Here is an 18553-nt window from a genome sequence, read left to right on the forward strand (position 1 = left end):
AGATAGGTATCGGGCTTGGTGCCGTGTTCATCGTGTATCAGGCCTCGCGCCGGCTCGGCTTGCTCACGTTGTACGAGATGCTCGATACCCTGCTGACTTCCTTGGTGCTGATCATCGTCGTGATCTTTCAGAACGACATTCGTCGCGCCTTGATGCGCTTCGGGAAGCGTGCGTTCTTTACTTCGGTGCGTGCCGCGCAGCAGGGACACGACATCGAGGAGGTCGTCAAGTCCGCCTCCATGCTGGCCCAGAAACGGATCGGTGCCCTCATGGTGTTCGAGCGGGATGCCGATCTAGGCGAGTTCATCGAACACGGTACCGTGCTCGACGCGGCCGTGAGCAAAGAGATGCTCTACAGCGTGTTCGTGCCGAGCTTCGAAAACCCGCTGCACGACGGCGCGGTCATCATCCGCGAAGGGCGCGTGTGGCAGGCGGGAGCCGTCCTTCCTCTGACCGCCCGACCCAAGTTGGACCGGTCGCTTGGGACGCGGCACCGGGCTGCCGTGGGCTTGACCGAGGAAACCGATGCCGTGGTCGTGGTGGTTTCGGAGGAGCGGGGCTCGATGAGCTTGTGCTTCAACGGCAATATGGTGCGCGATCTCGATGCAGCGTCGTTGCGAAAGGCACTGCGCGGCCTGTTTTATCAGGAGACCAAGAAGAAGAAGAAGCCGGCCAAGGAAGAGCAAAGCGCGGGCGTGCGGGCTTCGGCGAAGGCGAACGAAGCGCCGAGCGCGCGCCCGGCCGAGGAGAAGGCCGGGGAGGTGCCTTGATGGCAGAGCGGGCGTCCCGGGTGAGCCCTCTGTGGGCCGCGCTGAGCGACAACCTTGGGCTCAAGCTGATTTCCCTGGCGCTGGCGGTTGTCCTGTTCTCGCTGGCCAGAGGTTCGGAAGCTGCACAGCGCTCGGTGTTCGTTGATGTGGCGGCGATTCACCCTTCGGGGGACTCGAGCAAGGTGCTCATCAGTGAGCTTCCCGACAAGGTGAAAGTGACCCTGCGTGGAAGCCGGGCGCGTTTGAACGAGCTCAGGGGAGCCGACATCCCACCGGTAGAGATCGATCTCGCCGACACGGAGCGGCGCTATGTCTACTTCGAGTTCTCCGAGATCGACCTTCCCGCCGGCATCAGTGTGATCCAGATCGCACCATCCACCATCAATCTCACCTGGGCGGATGCCGAGGAGCGAAGAATCCCGGTCGAGGTCTCGACGAGCGGCTCCCTGCCTGCCGGGCTCGCGCTGCCGCGCAAACCCGAGGCGACTCCCGCCGAAATCGCGGTGAGGGGGCCCGCATCCGTCGTGCAGTCGATGAAGACCATCTACACCGAGCCGATCCACCTCGGTGAGCTTGACGTGGGGATCCACAAACCTCGGGTTCCTCTCGAGCCACCCGCCCCACACGTTGTCTATCGCGATGACGTCTTGATCGAGGCGACACTCGATGTTTCCTTCGAGCTCAAGCAGCGCAAGCTGGTCAAGCTGGAGATCGCAGTGGTGGGTGACCGGCAGGCGGCTCTGCGCCCCAGCAAGGTCGACGTCACGATGCAGGGCCCCAAGCACCTGCTGGAGGCATTCGAGCGGGAGCGCCTGGTGCCTTATGTCGAGCTTGCGGAGGCAGATTCTCCGAGCGCTACCGAGCTTCGGCCGGTAAAGCTGCGAGGGATCCCCGAGGAGCTGTCTGTCGTTCGCATCGAACCGACCGATGTGCTTGTAAAGATCATGGAGGCTGCTGCCCGGCCAGCGATCAAGGGTAGGGTTGCCTCGAAGCCGACCCAGGGAACGCCGCCGTAGCGGGCGTCACGGCCTGAGCAGGGTACGAATCTGTCTTTCGAGCACGGGCACGTCTCGCTGGTGGTAGCCCGCGTGCACGAAGCGCACGTAGCCTTGACGACCTACGACAAAGGTCGATGGCATCTTGGGCGGCTTATACGTCTTGGCGATTCGGTGCCGCTTGTCATGTACGATGGGGAACGACACCTTGACCTGCCGTAGAAACTCGTCGATGTGGCGGCGCTGCTTGTCCACGCTCACACCGACCACGACCAGCCCTTTGCCCGAGTAACGCCGATACAGCTGCTCCAAGAAAGGCATCTCCCGGCGGCATGGCGCGCACCAGGAAGCCCAGAAATCGATCACGACGACCTTGCCGCGCAGCGTGCTCAGCTTGAAGCTTCGACCGCTGAGGTCGGTGAACTGTGCGTTGGGTGCGAGCTCGCCCGGGCCAAGCGCCTGCGCGCCTGCGTGGCCAAAGCCGACGAGCGCGGCCAGAGTCGCGGCGAGGAGCCTCCAGGACACTAGCGGTACTAGTACCTCGCCAGACTTAGGTACTAAATCAGGGATCCAGGACACTAGCCTCGCACCTCCTTTTGGGCGGCGCTCGATATCGTCTGCGCCATGTCCGCGATCCGCGTCGCGTCCGGCCCTTCGACCATGACCCGCAGCTTGGGTTCGGTGCCGCTCCAGCGCACGACGACGCGGCCGTCTTTGCCCAGCCTCTGCTCGACCCCGCGGATGGTGCTGCAGGTGCCGGTCATTTCGTCGAGGGGGCGCCGCCTCGGCAGGCGCACGTTGATCTGGACTTGCGGCACCCTGGCCATTGCCATTTGGGCGAGCTCCGACAGGGGACGCTGCTCCTGCAGCAGGATCGACAGCAGCTGCAGCGCCGCGACGGTGCCGTCGCCAGTGGTTGCATGGTCAAGGAACACCAGGTGTCCTGACTGCTCGCCGCCGAAGTTGTAGCCTCCGCTGCGCATCGTTTCGACCACGTATCGATCACCCACTGGACAACGAACGAGCTTACCGCCGTATTGCTCTAGGGCGTGCTCCAGCCCGAGGTTGGACATGACGGTTGCTACCAGCGTGCCCTGCTTGAGCGTTCCCTTGCGCAGCATCCTGCCCGCACACAAGGCCATGATGGCGTCTCCATCGACCTCGTCGCCCTGGTCGTCGATCACGATGACTCTGTCGGCGTCCCCGTCCAGGGCTATTCCCAGGTCCGCTTGACGCTTCTTGACCTCGCGCGCACAGGTTTCGGGATGGGTCGCGCCACATTTGGCGTTGATATTCCTGCCGTTCGGGCGCACGCCGATCGCGTGCACGGTGGCGCCGAGCTCTGAAAACACGCTTGGAGCCGTCAGGTAAGCTGCACCGTGGGCTGCGTCGATCACCATCTCCACCCCGTCCAGGGTCAGGTGCTGCGGGAAGGTGGCCTTGGCGAAGGCCACGTACCGGCCCCAGGCGCCCTCGATGCGCTCGGCGCGTCCCACCCGAATACCCGTTGGACGCTTGCGATCGATCACGTCACTTTCGACGAGGCGCTCGATTTCTTGCTCAGTTTCATCGGGCAGCTTGAATCCATCGCGGCCGAAGATCTTGATTCCGTTGTCATGAAAGGGATTGTGGGAAGCGCTCACCACTATTCCCAGATCTGCGCGCATGCTCATGGCGATGTGCGCGATTGCCGGTGTCGGTAGCGGACCGGTCAACATGACACGTCCTCCCATGGCGCAGATACCCGAGGCCAGCGCTGTCTCGAAAAGGTAGCCTGAGATGCGAGTGTCTTTCCCGATCACGGCTCGGGGAGGGTGGTGCGTGCTGCGACGGGCCAGGTAGGTGATGGCTGCCCCGATCCGAAAAGCGAGCTCGGGCGTCATGATGCCGGCGTTCGCCTTGCCCCGAACCCCGTCCGTTCCAAACAACTGTCGTGTCATTCAGTGCTCCTGAGGATCTGTCCAAGAATAACGCGTCGAGACCCGCGGCGCAGGTTGGATGCGCTGGCGGGCGCGCCTGCGGGAAAACCGCGGTGATGGCAGCTGGTTTCGATCGCGATCACGGCTCCCAGGTCAGATCCAGATCCCAGCGCCGCTGGGGTGCGACACGACCGCGACCCACGATGTTGTGGGGAAAGTAGAGCTCGATGACCATGTCCAACGCCGGATCCAGGCCGGCGCCTGTCGAGTCCTGCTGACTGTTGTCCGGCGAGTGAATGGCGGCGCTGCCTTCCAGGTAGGCTTGGTGCACGATGGATCGCAGGAACTTCGGGATGAGCTGGCGCGCTTCGAAGCGGGCGCTTACCTTGTGGGTGGCGCCGGTGCTCTGGATGGAGATCAGCGGAACCAGCTTGCCTAACTCACTCTGTGCTCCGAGCGTGAGCACACCGCTGACCAATCCCGCGACCATGCTCTGTTGCTGCTGCTGGCTGACCTCCGAGCCGCCGCTCTGCCGGCAGCGTCCGCTGAGCAGCATGGTGAGCGCGCCTTGCTCGCCTTCGCATGCGGCGGAGGTGAAGACCACGTTGGGCGCCTCGAGTCGTCCGGTTACCGTGACCGAGACAGGGCTCGAGCCAGGCATTCCCGGGTCGTGCGTCGCCCTCAGGTTGACTTCGGGGTTGAGCTCGGTGGACCCGTCGAACTTGAGGCTTCCCCGGTTGATGCGGAACTGCTTTCTGAAAGCGAGAAACTCGCCGCGGTCGAACTGCAGGTAGCCAGCCACGCGCAGATACGGATCGTCGTACTCGGCGTGCATGTCCGCGCGCACGTAGGCTTGGAAGTCGTTGCGGCGCACCCAGAAACCTCGCTTCCCGTCGGCATGCACGCGCAGTTTGTGGGGCAGCAGCCTCACCTTGGGCTTGGCGCCGAGCACGACGACATCCGGATGGGCTTCGAGCTCCTGCAGGGTGCGGGCCGGTTCCTGCGGGAGGCGCACCTGCATGGAGTTGATGTCTACGCGCGCGCTTGTCTGCCCGGGCACGATCGTAGCCTGGATCCCCAGGTCGCCCGCCAGCCATGAGACCGGGATGCCCTCGTAGCGAGTGGGGAAGTCGCTCAGCGCTACAACGATCCGGGCACCGGACGGCCGCAGGCCCTCCAGGTCGAGTGCGCCTTCGGCGTGCAGCGCACCTTCGCCGTCGCGGCCGCTTAGGTTGCGGACGTGGACGATGCCGTCGTCGAGCTCAAAGGTCCCTGTCACGTCGTTGATGCGCTGTCCAAAGCCCCTGAGATGTACCTTGCCGTCGTGCAGGCGCAGCGCGCCCTCGGCATCAGGCCGCGGCAAGAGGCCGCGAATCGCGACCTCGCCCGTGGCCTGGGCCTGAGCGTCGATGAACTCGGGCAGCCAAATCAGCAGGGGGCGCAGCTGAGTAGCCTCCAGCGCCACCCGGGCCTCGACTGGGCCAGTCTCGCCCGGTACGGGCAGCGCTCCCCAGCGCCACCGTACCGGCCACTGCAGCGTCACGCGACCGGGGCCGCCGCCGCAGCCACGCAGGGTAGCCGACGCATCGATTCGCTTCTTGTTCCCGGCCAGCAGGATTTGCGTGAGAAGCGGCTTTCCCCCACACATGGAGTCCGTCTCGGAGCGCATGAGCTCGAGCTGCGCGTCGACGGTGAGCTGAGCCCGGGGGTTCGGGCCGAAGAGCCCTTGGGAGGTGAGCCGCGCCCGCAAGGGACCGTCGCCGACCTCGCACGCGGCTGGCAGCTGTTTGATCCGGGCCACGTTTGCGGTGGCCTCGAGATGTGTTGGCGGTGGCCGGCTGGGGAGCCGTCCTTGCGAGAGCCAACGGGCCACGGGCGTCTCAGCCGTGGCAGTCAGGTGGACCTGCGCGCCTTCGGCAAGGCGTCCCCGGAGCACGAGCCTTGTGTGCTCACCGTCCAGCGTGGCTCTCGCCCGGAAGGTGGGCGCCGCGCTCTCGCAGCGACCGCTCGGGTCGCCGGCGACCCACGCACCGTCGAACACGAGCCAGCCGCGAATCGCGCCGTCGTTGCTACGTGCGACCCGCAACTCCGAGGCGAGCCGTAAGGGCAGCGACGACTCCGAGCCCAGAAGGTCCCCGGGTAGCTTGTCGAGCCGGCGCGAGGTGGTTGCCAGGTGCAGCTTCCAGGGCTGGTGCAGCGCACGCCGCATGGCCTGATCCGGCTCCAGCAGCAGCTCCGTTTCCAGCGACCCGCTGGCGCGCAACTGCCCTAGCAGCCCCTTGCCGTCGCTGGCGCTCACTTCAAGCCAGGCCTTGCTGCCGTCCAAGTCGAACTTCGTCCGCAGTGCCACCGGACCGATGCCGGCGACGCTCAGGGATGCAGCCCGAAGATCGGTGCTCAGGCTCACGTCGCCCTCCCTGCCTGTGACGTGCAGGGTGCCGCCAAGTGTGCCGGCGAGTTGGGGGATCGCTCCACGCTTGAACGCCCGTAAGGCGCGCTGCACCGGAAGAGCCGGCCGCGGTGCAGGCTGCAGCTTGGCCCCGGGAGGCTTCGGCGCTTCATCGAGTCGCGCCGGGGGCTCTTTCGGGAGCGCCTGACGCAGCGCTTCCAGATGCAATCCATCGAGTGTCGCGTCGACCTCGTAGCGTCCCTGCATCAGGGCCTTGACCAGGCTGCGCGCCTCCAGGTGAGGGCTCGCGTGTCCGCGGACCGCGACCCGGCCGCGCGCAGTCAGGTCAAGCTCCGCTTCCAAGGTGAGCTCGCGCCCGTCGTGGTGCAGCGCGTAGGACATCTGGAGTCCCTTTAGCGAGCGCAAAGACGCATCCCGGAGCTTGCCTTGGATCCGCACCTCGGGGCTTGGCAGCATTCCCTCGAGGTGTACCTGAGCGTCCGCTCGTCCGGCCTGCAGCGGCCAGTCCCTTCCTGCCAAGGCCTCGATCGCGCGCAGGTCGAAATCGCGGACCTCGACGTCCAACCGGCTTGCTTTGCGCCGTCGCAGCAGCCACGACGCTTCGAGCTGTTGGCTGCCGCTGGCCAGATGGGCCGACGCCAGGGCGATCTCCCGATCCGCCTCGATGCGAAGCCCGCGTACGGCGCCGCGCCAGCGCTGGCGACCCATGCGGAGCGCCAGGTGTGGCGCATCCAGCTTCACCCGGTGCCTCGAGAGCTCGAGGTTGGCTCTGATCTCGAAGCTCCGGAAGTCCCGGTTGCCGAAGCTGCCTTCGACACGATAGCGCCGCGGGCCGCCACGCAACGCGAAGTCGGCTCCTCCGAGCCGGTAGCCCGACACGGCGATCGCTCGACCGCGCACGCGCGCACGCAGCTCGGGGCGGGTGGGGTCACCAACGAGGCTGCCCTCGATCGCCAGGCGATCCGCTTGCACTGGACCGTAGCGCAGTCGGTCGAGCTCGAGCGTGCCATGCAAGCGCAGCGGCCTCGCAGGCTCCGTCCCGAGCTCGAGGTGCACCGCGGCTCGGGCCTGGCCCCGCACGCCCGGGAGCAGGCGCCGCAGGTTTGGGTCGCGCGACAGGTCGCGCAGGTGCGAGACCAGATCGAAGTCCAAGTACCCGTCGAAACCCACGAAACCCGACCCGGACAGTGAAAGGTGGGGCGCCTGGGTGGCGACCTCGCCGATCCTGAGACCTTCATCTTCAACGATACCGCTCGCTGCCAAGCTCGGCAGCGCCAGCCCCTCGTAGCGAAACGGTTCGAGCTTCAGGCTGAAGTCGAGAGGCGCTTCGGGCTCCGGTCCCGAGCTGAGCCCGGCGACGCCGGCGACCTCGATCCGGGGCGCGTCTCGCAACAGATGCCACGCCCTCAGGGGTTGGGGCGCGTCGATCCGGACCTCGGTGCCCAGGGCATCCGAAAAACGTGCGCTGACATCGAGTCTCCCTCCGGCGGTTTCGAGCTGCGCGCCAAGGCGCAGCTCTTCAGTGGGCCCGTCGAGCGCCAGGCGGCCCTCGATGGGGCCAACAAACGGTTCGGCCCAGGAGTAGCCAAGACCGATCAGCGTGCCGGTCGATATGCCCTGCCCATCGAGACCGAGGTGCAGCTTCTCGGCTGCGCTCGGAGCGGGCCGAGCGTAGCTCAGGGTCCCGGCTACGCTCTCTTGCCCGCGTCGAGCCGAGAACGCCACGCGCAGTCCCTGCTCCGGTGCACTTGAATAGCCGCCCCTGAGCTTGGAGAACTCGAGCGCGAACGGGAATGGTGACGTGACAGATGCTTGCGCCCGGGCCACTTCGAGCACGAGCTCATGGGCGACTCGCAAGTGGAATCTGAGATGCCGCACGCTGGCACGTAGATCCTCGAGCCCAAGCATGTCGCCGCTGATCTGCGCTTCAGGCACCGTGGCGTCCCGTGCTTCCACCACGAACACTGGCGCCGCGTCGCCGGGCGGGCTGGATTGTGCTGGCTCGAGCGCATCGAACAGTGTGGGTAGTCCAGACTCCGTCTCGACGAGTCGCAGCCTAAGGCCCTCCGCATGGCCGCTGCTGATGCTCAAGCGTCTGAATCCGCTGTCCGTTACATCCAGCGCCAGGGTTACGCGTTCGGCGCCCAGGACCTCATGCCCCGCAGGATCGATCACCCGTACCTGTTCCAGCACGATAGCGCGTCCCCATGGCAATCCTAGCTTCCCGATGCGGATTTGGCCTCGCACCTGCGCCGACAGCCAGTGGGCGAGCTACCCCGCAGCGACCTGCTGTCCGTGTCCCATATTCAGGTAGGCCACTAGACCCAACGAGAGTGCGAGCCCCAACGCGCACGTCTTGAGCGCTGTACGCAGCAGGGACTCAACCACTAGAACGACTCGCCGATGGTGATGTGCACCGCTCCGCTCGCCACCCCAAGCACACCGTTTCTTTGCGATGGCACGCATGGGGTCGTTGCCGGCGCGTCCGCGCACGATGCGTGGCGCGGCGGAGGCCCCTGCAATCCCGGCACGAGGAAAGCCATGTCGAAGCGCACGGGACCGATGAGCGTCCTGTAACGCAGCCCGAGCCCCAGCGAGGTGTTGGGATGATCGAGGCGAAAGCGCGCTTCGCTCGCCGGGAGCGACATGCCGCTGACGTCGCCGACATCAATGAAGAACGCGGCTCCCAGGTTGGCCGTGATGGGCGTCCGGAGTTCCAGCGACGCTTCCCATTGCCGTAGACCCCCGCTAACCAGCGATGTTCCGTACGCCAGTACCTCTCCCAGTTGGTTCGCGGCGAAACCACGAACGCTGTTCGCGCCCCCGCCGCGCAACCTTTGGTTCACCGGGCCAAGTTTTGTGAGCGCTAGATTCTGAGCTTCGCATTCGGCTCGGTTTGTCTCGGTACTGCAGTCTCGCCTCAACGAGTCGCTGGCGAAGCCTATGTGCATGAAGCCCAAGCGAGCCCTGGCCGCCAGTACGATGCCGGCGGGCAAAGGCACGTAGAGGCGCGCCTGGGGCGTGAGGCGCAGGTAGCTCCAGGAGCTCGGCAGCTTCAGCGGTCCCAACACGTTGCTCGCGTGCTGCACGCTCAACCCCAAATATGCTCCGCGCCTGGGGCTGATAGGATTGTCACGTAGGTCGAGCACCGCGTCGTACTGCATGTAGGTGACGGTGTAGGCGACACGCTTGGATTCCTGTTGTGGCACTTGCAGGTTCAGGTGGAGCGTGGCCGCGAGGTTCAGCGTCCCGCCCAAGAAGCTCTGTTCGGGGCCGATCCAGCCGCTCACATCGTGGCGCTCGAAACCCTCGAAGGGGTCGGGGCCGATGTCGTAGCGCACCGCGCTTCGAAGGCGCATCCGCTCGAGGATGAAGCCCGGCTGACGGAATTCGGCGAAGAGCAGATTTCCCAAGGTCGGCCCCGCTCCCTGTTGCCCTGTACCCACCTCCGAGCGCAGGTGTGGAAAGCTGTTCTTGAAGATCAGACGAGGTCGATCCTCGATCCGCAGGCGACGCATGCCGCCGAGGAAGTTGCGGTGGTCCGCTCGCAGCAACAAATGGGTGTCCCACTGGGCGACACTCGGGTCGATGGTGTCGGTCCAGGTGTCAGGTTGTCCCGCCGCGATACCCGCTCCAACACCGAAGCGGAAGCGCCGGGCCGGGACGACGTGGGCCAACACGTCTACGACGTTGCTCTCGGCTCGCACCACCGGGGTCAGCTCTACCGAGGCAAACGGACCGAGCGCGTACACGGCCCGCTGAGCTTCCTGAAGCTGCTTCAAGCTGTAATCCGTGCCCGCTTCCAGCGCAGCCGCGCCGCGAATCGCCCGCGTCGAAAGCGGACCCTGACCCTGCACTCGCACGGTGCCGAACACGCACTTGGGCCCCGGCAGCGCCGCGAAGGCCACACTCGCCTGTCGCTGTTTCGGATCGATCTGGACTCGGCCGCTCACCGCGGCCTTGGCGTAGGCGGCTTCTTCCAGGACGAGCCGTATGGCTTCCTTGCTTCGTTCGTACAGGGCTTCGTCGAAGGGCTCGCCGAGCTCGATCCGAAGTGCCTCGTGCACGTTGGATTGCTGCCGTGCGGGCAGGGCGTCGATCCCGGTCACGCGAAGCTCGCTGACACGAACCGGCTCGCCTTCGCGTAGCTCGATTTCGAGATCGACGGTTTTCTCCCGTTCGTTCCTGGTCGCCTGGGTCCGCACTACACGAGCGTCGTAGTAGCCGCGCGCCCGATACCAGCGCTCGATGCGCTGCAGATCGCGCTCGACAACGGCGTTGTCGAACAGCGGCCAGTCCGACCAGGGCCACGACCACAGGGCGATGCGCAGGCCTCCGGCGTCAAACGGTGGGACGTTGCACTCGGGGAGCGGATTGGGGCCCAGCTTGAACGAGAAGCGCTCGCGGGGCTGGGTGGCCAGGCACGCGGCCAGCGAGTCCTCGTCGAGTGTCTCAGAGCCGCGGATTCGCAGCGAGTTCACGCCGTAGCGTCCCGGCGGAATTGTCTCCGCACATCCGACCAGCCACACCAGCTGTGCCGTACACGCAGCATAACGTAGCGCTTGCCAACCCGTGGATTTCGTGGCCAACTCTGTCGCGTCCTGGCGGTCGGACATGGACGTCTCCGGCGTAACGCTGCGATGACCAGCGCGACGACCTTATCTACCTTCGGAGCGGGCGCTCTGCGCGGCGTGAAGAATAGCCTGCGGCGGTAGCAAGTTGACGCGGACTGCATACCTAGTCTTCAAGGGCACGGCCCGATGAACGGTTTTCTTGCGATTCTGATGCACACCGCCTCGCAGGCTTGCGGCAAGCTGACCTCTGGTCCGCGGCTGCAGGTCCCAGTCGCGATGTTCGCTGGCGGTGACACGAGGAAACACCATGACTGCTGAACCCACGTTACGCCGTAGGACACTACTTCACGCGCTCATCGCCGTTGGGGGCGCGGCGATCAGCGGCTTGATGGCAATTCCAGGAGTCTCCTATCTCCTCGATCCCTTGCTCAGGGGTCGCAAGGACCACGGTCGCTGGATTCGGGTCGCCGACTTGTCCACCCTGGATGAGGATGTTCCCGTTTCGGCAGCTGTCGTAGGCGAGCAGGTCGACGCCTGGACCAGGTTTCCCGAGACCAGGTTGGGAACGGTCTGGCTGCGTCGTCTGGGCAAGGATAGCGTCCAGGCCCTGACGGCAGAGTGCCCCCACCTCGGCTGCGCGATCGCGTTTGACAAGGACAACAAGCACTACAAGTGCCCCTGCCACGATAGCGCATTTACGAGGGAGGGCGATGTCAAGGGCGGACCGTCTCCCCGTGGCATGGACCCGCTCGAGGTTCGCGTCAAGGACGACCAGGTGCACGTTCGCTTCGTACGCTTTCGTCCCCAGGTGCGCGAGCGTGTGGAGGTTGGCTGAGTCGTGCGGCGGGTTCTCGACTGGCTCGATGATCGAACGGCCTACCGGGCGCTGCTGAGCCAGGCGCTCGACGAGGAGATCGAGGGGGGATCGCGCTGGGCTTACGTTTTCGGGAGCGGTCTGCTCGCGATTTTCGCGCTGCAGCTGGTGACGGGACTGCTGCTGATGGCGACGTACACCCCGTCGGTCAGCGGCGCTTGGGCCAGCGTCTACTACATCCAGCACCAGGTCACAGGCGGATGGTTCGTGCGGGGCCTGCACCACTTTGGGGCCCAGGCGATGGTGATTGTGCTCGGGCTGCACCTGCTTCAGGTCGTGGTCTACGGCGCGTACAAGCGGCCGCGAGAGGTGACCTGGTGGGCAGGCCTGGCTCTGCTGGCGATAGTGCAGGGCCTCGCGCTCACGGGCTATCTGCTTCCCTGGGATCAAAAGGGCTACTGGGCCACCAAGGTTGCCACCAACATCGCGGGCACGCTGCCTTTGGCAGGGCCTGCGATCCAGTCCCTGATCGTGGGAGGGGTGGACTACGGTCAGGCAACGATCACGCGCTTCTATGCGCTGCACGTCGGGGTGCTGCCCGCTATCCTGGTACTGATCGTGGCGTGCCATGTGGCGCTGTTCCGCAAAAACGGTGCTACTCCGCCGGCTGGCGCCGACTTGCGGGTCAGCCAGCGTTTCTTTCCTGCCCAGGCCGCCAAGGACTTGGTTTTTGCCGTCTTGGTTCTGGCAGTCGTTGCGGTACTGACGACCGTGTATCACGGCGCCCACCTGGACGCGCCTGCGGATCCCAGCGTCGCCTATCCCCCTCGGCCGGAGTGGTACTTTCTGTTTCTGTTTCAATTGCTGAAGTACGTCCCCGGCTCGCTCGAGTTGATCGGCACGGTTGTGCTGCCGGCGCTGGCCAGCGTGTTCCTCTTCGTGTTGCCGTTTCTTGACAGGGCCAAGACGACCCGCGTGCGCGAGCGCTTACCCTGGGTGGGTGCTGTGGTCGCCGGAGTCGCGGGGGTCGCCATGCTGACCGGGATGTCGCTGCGTGACGACGCCCTGGACCAGGACTACCAGCGTAGCAAGGTCAAAGCAGACCTCCGTGCCAAGCGCTCCATGGAGCTGGCGGCCCACGGTCTGCCGCCCGGAGGGCCGCTCGCGATGTTGAGAAACGACCCGCAGACCCGTGGCCCTGACCTGTACGCGCGCTATTGTTCGAAGTGCCACGTTCTGGACGGGGAGGGGGAGCGCGAGGCGCCGGACCACACAGGGTTCGGCTCTCGGCGGTGGCTAATCGGGTTGCTGCACGATCCCGACTCCGAGCACTACTTCGGAGCCAGCGGCATCAGTGAGATGGAGTCCATGGTCGAGCAGCTGGGTCCGGCTCGAACCAAGGCCGTCGTCGAGCTCCTGTTTGCTCAGGGCCACGAAGAGGGCGACCCACCGTTCGAGCCGCGGCTGGTTGAACAGGGTGCCAAGGTGTTCGAGGAAGAATGCATGGACTGCCACGTGTTCGAGCAGGACGGTGCCTTCGTTTTCGATGGGCCCAACCTGACGGGATGGGCATCGCTCGCATGGATCGAGCGTCAGATAGCGAATCCCGCCTCGGAGCAGCAGTACGGCGAGCTGAACGAAATGACCTCCTTCGAGGACGAGCTCAGCAAGCACGACATCGCCATGTTGGCCACCTACCTGCGCGGGCAGCGCTTCGGTCGACCGGATTTTCCGTATCCGCCGATTCCGAAAGAATAATCGCGGTTGCATCGCGACGAGGCCCCAAGTATTCGGTCGCATGCGTTTTGGCTTCCCCGAGCTGTCCCTGGCCATGCTGTCGGCTCACCTTTGCCTGCCCGCGGCGGTCTGGGCGCAGCACCTGCCGTTTCAGCACGGAGGGGACCTTGCGATCAGTCTCGTTACTTTCGGACCAGGTGACCAGATCCACCAGTTCTTTGGGCACAACGCCCTCGTGGTCGAGGACAAGCGCTCCAATAGGAAGACACTGTATAATTACGGGCTTTTCAGTTTCGGCTTCGACATGCTGCCGAAGTACATGATGGGGCGCCTGGTGTTTTGGGCGGGGCGAGCGCCTGCAGAGCCCACCTACCGCCAGTACATGGCCGGCAACCGCGATGTGCGAATCCACGAGCTCAACTTGGTGCCCGAGCGACGCTTGGCCGTTGCGCGCCAGTTGGAGCACGACGTTCTGCCCTCCAACCGCGACTACCTTTACCACCACTACGTGAACAACTGCTCGACGCGGGTCCGCGATGTGATCGACGGGGCGATCGACGGTCAGTTGAAGCAAGCGGGGCAACACCCCGCGCGGCTTTCTTTTCGGAGCCACACACGTCGTTACGCCCAGGTAAGCACCTGGTTCGACCTGCTGTTGGTGTTCTGGATGAACGACCACATGGAGCAAGCCATTCGGATCTGGCACGAGGGATTCTTGCCCGAGGAGCTTGAGCGCCAGGTGCTCGCAGCAAGCTACCTGACTCCAGACGGCCGGCGCGTGGCGCTGGTGGCGCGGACCGAGACTCGGTTCAAGTCATCGCGCACCTCAACGCCAGAGCTACCCTCGCGGCTGTGGCCAGAGCTGCTCGTGTGTGGTCTGTCGCTGGGCGGGATTGCCGTTGCGCTTGAGCGCAAGAGACGAAGGACAAGGCGCCGCTGGCCGGTGCGCGCCCTCGGCGCTCACAACGCCTGCGTCGGCCTGCTATTCGGCCTGCCGGGACTGCTTCTGTTCTTGATGGCCACCCTGACCGAGCACACGGTAACCTACTACAACGAGAACCTTCTGCTCGCCAATCCCTTGACCTTGCTCGCGGTCCCGCTCGGGATCGGGCTCTGGGTGAGACCCGAGCGCTCGCTGCGGCGGCTACGCCGGCTTTGGGGGATGCTCGCCCTCCTCAGCATCCTTGGACTACTGCTGAAGGCGCTCCCCAGCTTCGATCAGGACAACTGGCTGGTAGTCGCGCTGGTGCTGCCAACGAATCTGGGGCTGGGTCTTGCCTTCTACCTTGGTAGGCGTCCCGCCCAAGCATGATGCCGGAGTTGCCTTCCTTCAGACGCTCGCGCACAGGTTGCGCTGGTCCTGCCTGGTTGTGATATCCTTGCACCCGACGAAGCAGGGGCTGCAGCGATGCGGGCCAGTTGCCCCGGCAATTTGGCGCGTGTCGAGGGAGGAACGGCGCGGTTATTGCTTTTCGATGTCCGGCGAGGTTGGCGCGAGCCGCTAGCGCCGGTCGTCAGCCCCGCATGGCCATGGTGCTCCGATGCTACTGGAACAACTGATTGTCAGACCCATCGAATCGCTTCCCCCGAGTGCCAACTGCGTTCAGGCAGCGCGCCTCATGCGTGATGAGAACATCGGTGCCGTGGTCGTGGCCCAGGACCGCCGTCCGGTAGGAATGGTAACCGACCGTGATCTTGTACAGCGTGTGCTGGCGGCCGGCGAGGATCCACAGCGAACGACACTCGCCGACGTCATGACGGGGCAGCCTGTGTTCTTGGCCAGCTCCCGGACCCTGGCCGAGGCGATCCAAACCATGCGAGAGCTCTCGATTCGTCGAATACCCGTGGTGGACGAAACCGGCGCGCTGTGCGGGATGGTCTCCATGGATGACGCCATTATTCAGATTGCAGAGCGGCTAGGAGGAGTCGCGGAGACGATCCGGAAGGAGATCGGCCTTCCAAAATGACGGTTGTTTTTCACTGCTGTTTCGCAGCCGACGGGCTCCCTCCCGCTGCCTCGCTGACCATCCAATACAGAATTCCGTCTACTAGAGAATATGGCGACTAAAGTGGAATCTTGTGCGATCGACCCGTTGCTTGTCGAGACGCGGTGTGTTCGTCAGTCGCCGAAGTATCACTTGACAAAGCAGGTATCGTGCCCAAATTCGGTTCGGAAGGGGCAAAAAACAGCGGAAACGATCTCGTCGACCCGGATGGCACGCGCTATATGGGGCGGCCCATCGGCGGCCGTGGATCGCATTTTGGTTCCAGCCGCAATTTTGGTTCCAGCCGCAATTCGGTACCCGAGAGATCGTTCGGCCGGGGGCAGATGTAACGCGAGCGCGTGTTTGTGCGGTAGTTAATCGAGGTGGGGCGACTTAGGAAATACTAGGAAATACTTGGCATGATTCCTCAGTTAACGAATAGCAGTCAGTCATCACATAGTAGTCAACCACCAAATGGCGGAATCGGGGGGCAGGAGCTAGGTCGGGTGAGACCGCAACCAGACAACCGGGCTACCGTGCCGACCAAGAGCAGTGCCGAGGCGGTCGTCCCGCGTGAGGTCCCGCGCGAGATGGAGATCGAGCTGGGAGGCGTGCTCGCGCGCTACTTTTCCGAGATGGCGGAGGTGCAGGTCCTGAAGCCAAGCGAGGAGATCGAGCTTGCCAAGACCGTGCGTCGATTGGAGGAGCAGTACTGGGAGGCATTGCTGAGCTATCCGCCGGCAGTGGACACGCTGGCTCAAGTGCTCAAGTGGCATCTGGAGGAGATTCCCAATCAGGTGGCCACGTTGCGTAGGCTGGCCCGGTTGTTCGGCGGCCGCAGGCTCAGCAAGCGAGACCGGGCGCGCTGGGATCGCGTGGCTGCGGAGCTTGCCTCGGTGCTTCGGGACCTGGACGTCGATCGGATCATAGTCAAGGACGGTCATGGCGCCGTGCGCCGGCTTGCTGGGGAGGCAGGCCCGACGGAGCTGATCGCGGCGCCGACCCGGGTGCCCGTGGGGCTCCGCCGCTATCTCGAGGTGGTGCGAAGGGCCTCCGACGCGCAACAGTCGGTCAAAAACAGGTTCGTGGCGGCCAATCTCAGGCTCGTCGTGTCCATGGCCCGGCGCTACAATCGGGGCCGGCTGCCCATGGCCGACCTGGTGCAGGAAGGCAACTTTGGGCTCATCAAGGCGGTGGAGCGCTTCGACCACACGCGGGGCTACCGCTTCAGCACGTACGCCTCCTGGTGGATCAGACATGCACTGACGCGCGGTATGGCCGACCGTGGGCGGCTGGTACGCGTGCCTGTTCACATGGTGGATGCGCATTACCGCGTCACCAAGGCGACTCGCAAGATCATTGCTCAGACGGGAATCGAGCCTGACGAGGAGGCCCTGCAGAACGAGACCGGCATCTCTGCAGAGAAGCTCAGCGCGCTGCGGGAGTCGGGTGTTTATTCATCGCCGTTCTCGCTGGACAGCCCGGTCGACGACGAAGATGGCAGCCGGCGTTTCGTCGATCTCGTCGAGGACGAGCACACGCCCACTCCTGAGGAAACACTGGAGTCAAAGACGTGGAACGACGAGGTGCAGCGCCTTCTCGGCGAGCTCACACCAATGGAAGCTCGGATCCTGCGCTGGCGTTTCGGCATCGATGGCGAAGACGAGCTCACGCTGCGCGAGATCGGCGACAAGTACAACCTGTCGAGGGAGCGAATCCGTCAGATCGAGGTGCAGGCGCTGGGCAAGATCCGCGATCAAGTCGAGGAGCGGAAACGTCAGGCCGCCGCGCGACTTGGCGCGGATGCCGCAGCCCTGGGTGCCTGAGCAACTCGCTCAAGAACCGTCCCGTTGCCGGCAGTGCTGGAGTCGGGTGAGCCTGTAGCGGTCAGCCGGGTGTGATCGTGGTGGGTGCGCGCGCAGCTCTGACCCCTTGAGCATGTGCGCCGCCAAAGCCCTGTCCTGCGCGGGCGACGAACTGGATTGCACCATCCATGTCCGCCTCTCTTGGGCATAGTCCAGATAAGGCAAAGCCCGCACAGCGGGGGGGCGTGACTGTGCGGGCCCTGCGTTCTCCTGACAGAGAACACATTATGTAGAGCATACGCCGGCAGGATAGTCAAGCCATCGTGCTACCACGCCGCGCTTTTTGTTTCGGGCTCGGCTAGATCTAGAGCGGCTTTGCCGGACGGACCCCAGGGGCTGCCAGGTGGTTTGACAGCGCCGAGGCCGTGGCGCATCGAGCGGCCTTCGGCTTTTGTTGTTTTTGCGCAATCTTTGGTGCACAAAAGACGCGTTGCGTACATGCTCGTGGGTGGCGCTAGCCCTCCGATGGCACTAAAACGAGGCTTGAAACGCGCGAGTGCCAAGCAAGCACGGCGTCAAGTCATGACGGGCTAGGTGATCCGATGACGCGAAGGCTGCTCCTGTCCCTCGGGTTTGCTTCCTCAACATTCCTGGTCGGTGCCTGCTACGTGGACGCCGTTCCGGATCACGATCCGCACACCGGGCACGGGACCCCGGGGGGACATGGGACACCGGGCGGGCATGATCCGGCGCCCGGCGGACACGGGACCCCGGGCGGACATGACCCGGCACCTGGCGGCCACGGCGCCGGTATGATGGGTGGTCACGGGGTTCCTGGCGCGGGCCACCTTCCTGCACCCGGTGAGCCGTGTCCGCAACACCCCATGCAGTGCCTCGATGGACCGCATTGTGCCTGCCACAGTCCGTGCTGCGACATCCAGTGCGTTGGGTCCAACTGCAATGCCATGTGCCCGCAGGGCGCTAGCTGTCTCGTGGCGGGCCCAATCCACACCAACTACCATATCGAGTGCACGGGTTCGAGCTGCAAGGTGAACGCGCACCTGGGGGGCGTGGTGAGGGTCGCGTGCAGTCAGGGCGCTCGGTGCGACATCAACTGCGATGGCACCATGGCGTGCAATGTGGTTTGCAGCGAGGCCGAGTGCACGACGCATTGCGGCTCGGCGGCCGCGGCCTGCCACTTCGAAATGTGCACGCACGGTCAGCCCACGGTCTGTCCGGGTGGAGTCCTGGTCTGCGGAGCCGACTGTCCGGGGGCAGGGGGCGCTCACGGCGGCAGCAGCAGCGGCGGTGCTCATGGCGGGGGCAGCAGCGGCGGCGCTCATGGGGGCAGCAGCGGCGGCGCTCATGGGGGCAGCAGCGGCGGCGGCACCCACGACTAGTATCGCTTGCCAGGGATTGTGATCGATTGGCGTCGAGGGCTGTCGGTCGCTGGCAAGGCGCACCGACGATGACTGCGGTTCATTTCGATGCTGTGCAGCGCATATTCGAGGAGGTGCAACACCGCCAGCGGCCGTCAGAGCCGG

The 18553-nt window shown here is 64.8% G+C and carries 12 protein-coding genes; 8 read left to right on the forward strand and 4 right to left on the reverse strand.

Annotated elements, in window-relative coordinates:
• Together cdaA and MJD61_00430 are read left to right on the forward strand one after the other, a co-directional pair.
• Positions 1 to 770 (forward strand): diadenylate cyclase CdaA (gene cdaA / locus MJD61_00425; GenBank protein ID MCG8553744.1); only part of this gene is annotated, 770 nt, incomplete at its 5' end.
• Entirely contained in the window at positions 770 to 1786 is a 1017-nt protein-coding gene (locus MJD61_00430) for a CdaR family protein (protein ID MCG8553745.1), read from the forward strand. The genes cdaA and MJD61_00430, both read left to right, overlap by 1 nt.
• Positions 1787 to 1792: 6 nt before the next feature.
• On the opposite strand, the gene MJD61_00435 is transcribed toward MJD61_00430, so the two are convergent.
• The 4 genes from MJD61_00435 to MJD61_00450 form a co-directional block, all read right to left on the reverse strand.
• The gene (locus MJD61_00435) at positions 1793 to 2290 is read right to left on the reverse strand and encodes a TlpA family protein disulfide reductase (GenBank protein MCG8553746.1); all 498 of its coding nucleotides are present in this window, start codon (positions 2288 to 2290) and stop codon (positions 1793 to 1795) included.
• 53 nt (positions 2291 to 2343) lie between these two features.
• Positions 2344 to 3705: a phosphoglucosamine mutase gene (glmM, locus tag MJD61_00440; GenBank protein ID MCG8553747.1), complete on the reverse strand. Its 1362-nt coding sequence runs from the start codon at positions 3703 to 3705 to the stop codon at positions 2344 to 2346.
• 118 nt (positions 3706 to 3823) lie between these two features.
• The gene (locus MJD61_00445; GenBank protein ID MCG8553748.1) at positions 3824 to 8287 is read right to left on the reverse strand and encodes a translocation/assembly module TamB domain-containing protein; all 4464 of its coding nucleotides are present in this window, start codon (positions 8285 to 8287) and stop codon (positions 3824 to 3826) included.
• 194 nt (positions 8288 to 8481) lie between these two features.
• Complete coding sequence (locus MJD61_00450) at positions 8482 to 10710, reverse strand: BamA/TamA family outer membrane protein (protein ID MCG8553749.1); 2229 nt, start codon at positions 10708 to 10710, stop codon at positions 8482 to 8484.
• Positions 10711 to 10975: 265 nt separating this feature from the next.
• Here MJD61_00450 and MJD61_00455 point away from each other — a divergent pair, with 265 nt between their 5' ends.
• From MJD61_00455 to MJD61_00480, 6 genes are all read left to right on the forward strand, one after another.
• A complete protein-coding gene (locus MJD61_00455; protein ID MCG8553750.1) occupies positions 10976 to 11503 on the forward strand; it encodes a Rieske (2Fe-2S) protein in 528 nt (175 codons plus the stop codon).
• Between the two features lie 3 nt (positions 11504 to 11506).
• Positions 11507 to 13240: a cytochrome b N-terminal domain-containing protein gene (locus MJD61_00460; protein ID MCG8553751.1), complete on the forward strand. Its 1734-nt coding sequence runs from the start codon at positions 11507 to 11509 to the stop codon at positions 13238 to 13240.
• A gap of 40 nt (positions 13241 to 13280) precedes the next feature.
• Positions 13281 to 14531 (forward strand): DUF4105 domain-containing protein, encoded by a 1251-nt coding sequence (locus MJD61_00465; GenBank protein ID MCG8553752.1) that lies wholly within the window; start codon positions 13281 to 13283, stop codon positions 14529 to 14531.
• A gap of 229 nt (positions 14532 to 14760) precedes the next feature.
• Complete coding sequence (locus MJD61_00470; GenBank protein ID MCG8553753.1) at positions 14761 to 15186, forward strand: CBS domain-containing protein; 426 nt, start codon at positions 14761 to 14763, stop codon at positions 15184 to 15186.
• 524 nt (positions 15187 to 15710) lie between these two features.
• Positions 15711 to 17030 carry a sigma-70 family RNA polymerase sigma factor gene (locus MJD61_00475; GenBank protein ID MCG8553754.1) on the forward strand — a complete coding sequence of 440 codons (1320 nt, stop codon included), beginning with the start codon at positions 15711 to 15713 and terminating at the stop codon, positions 17028 to 17030.
• Positions 17031 to 17611: 581 nt separating this feature from the next.
• Positions 17612 to 18409: a hypothetical protein gene (locus tag MJD61_00480; GenBank protein MCG8553755.1), complete on the forward strand. Its 798-nt coding sequence runs from the start codon at positions 17612 to 17614 to the stop codon at positions 18407 to 18409.
• The last annotated feature ends 144 nt before the right edge of the window (positions 18410 to 18553 follow it).

The sequence above is a fragment of the Pseudomonadota bacterium genome (assembly GCA_022361155.1).
Taxonomy (GTDB): Bacteria; Myxococcota_A; Polyangia; order Polyangiales; family JAKSBK01; genus JAKSBK01.

What these genes read in the sequence shown, in the direction of transcription:
- MJD61_00430 (MCG8553745.1), top strand. Translation starts at nt 770, where the DNA reads ATGGCAGAGCGGGCGTCCCGGGTGAGCCCTCTGTGGGCCGCGCTGAGC.
- glmM (MCG8553747.1), bottom strand. Translation starts at nt 3,705, where the DNA reads ATGACACGACAGTTGTTTGGAACGGACGGGGTTCGGGGCAAGGCGAAC.
- MJD61_00450 (MCG8553749.1), bottom strand. Translation starts at nt 10,710, where the DNA reads ATGTCCGACCGCCAGGACGCGACAGAGTTGGCCACGAAATCCACGGGT.
- MJD61_00455 (MCG8553750.1), top strand. Translation starts at nt 10,976, where the DNA reads ATGACTGCTGAACCCACGTTACGCCGTAGGACACTACTTCACGCGCTC.
- MJD61_00465 (MCG8553752.1), top strand. Translation starts at nt 13,281, where the DNA reads ATGCGTTTTGGCTTCCCCGAGCTGTCCCTGGCCATGCTGTCGGCTCAC.
- MJD61_00470 (MCG8553753.1), top strand. Translation starts at nt 14,761, where the DNA reads ATGCTACTGGAACAACTGATTGTCAGACCCATCGAATCGCTTCCCCCG.
- MJD61_00480 (MCG8553755.1), top strand. Translation starts at nt 17,612, where the DNA reads ATGACGCGAAGGCTGCTCCTGTCCCTCGGGTTTGCTTCCTCAACATTC.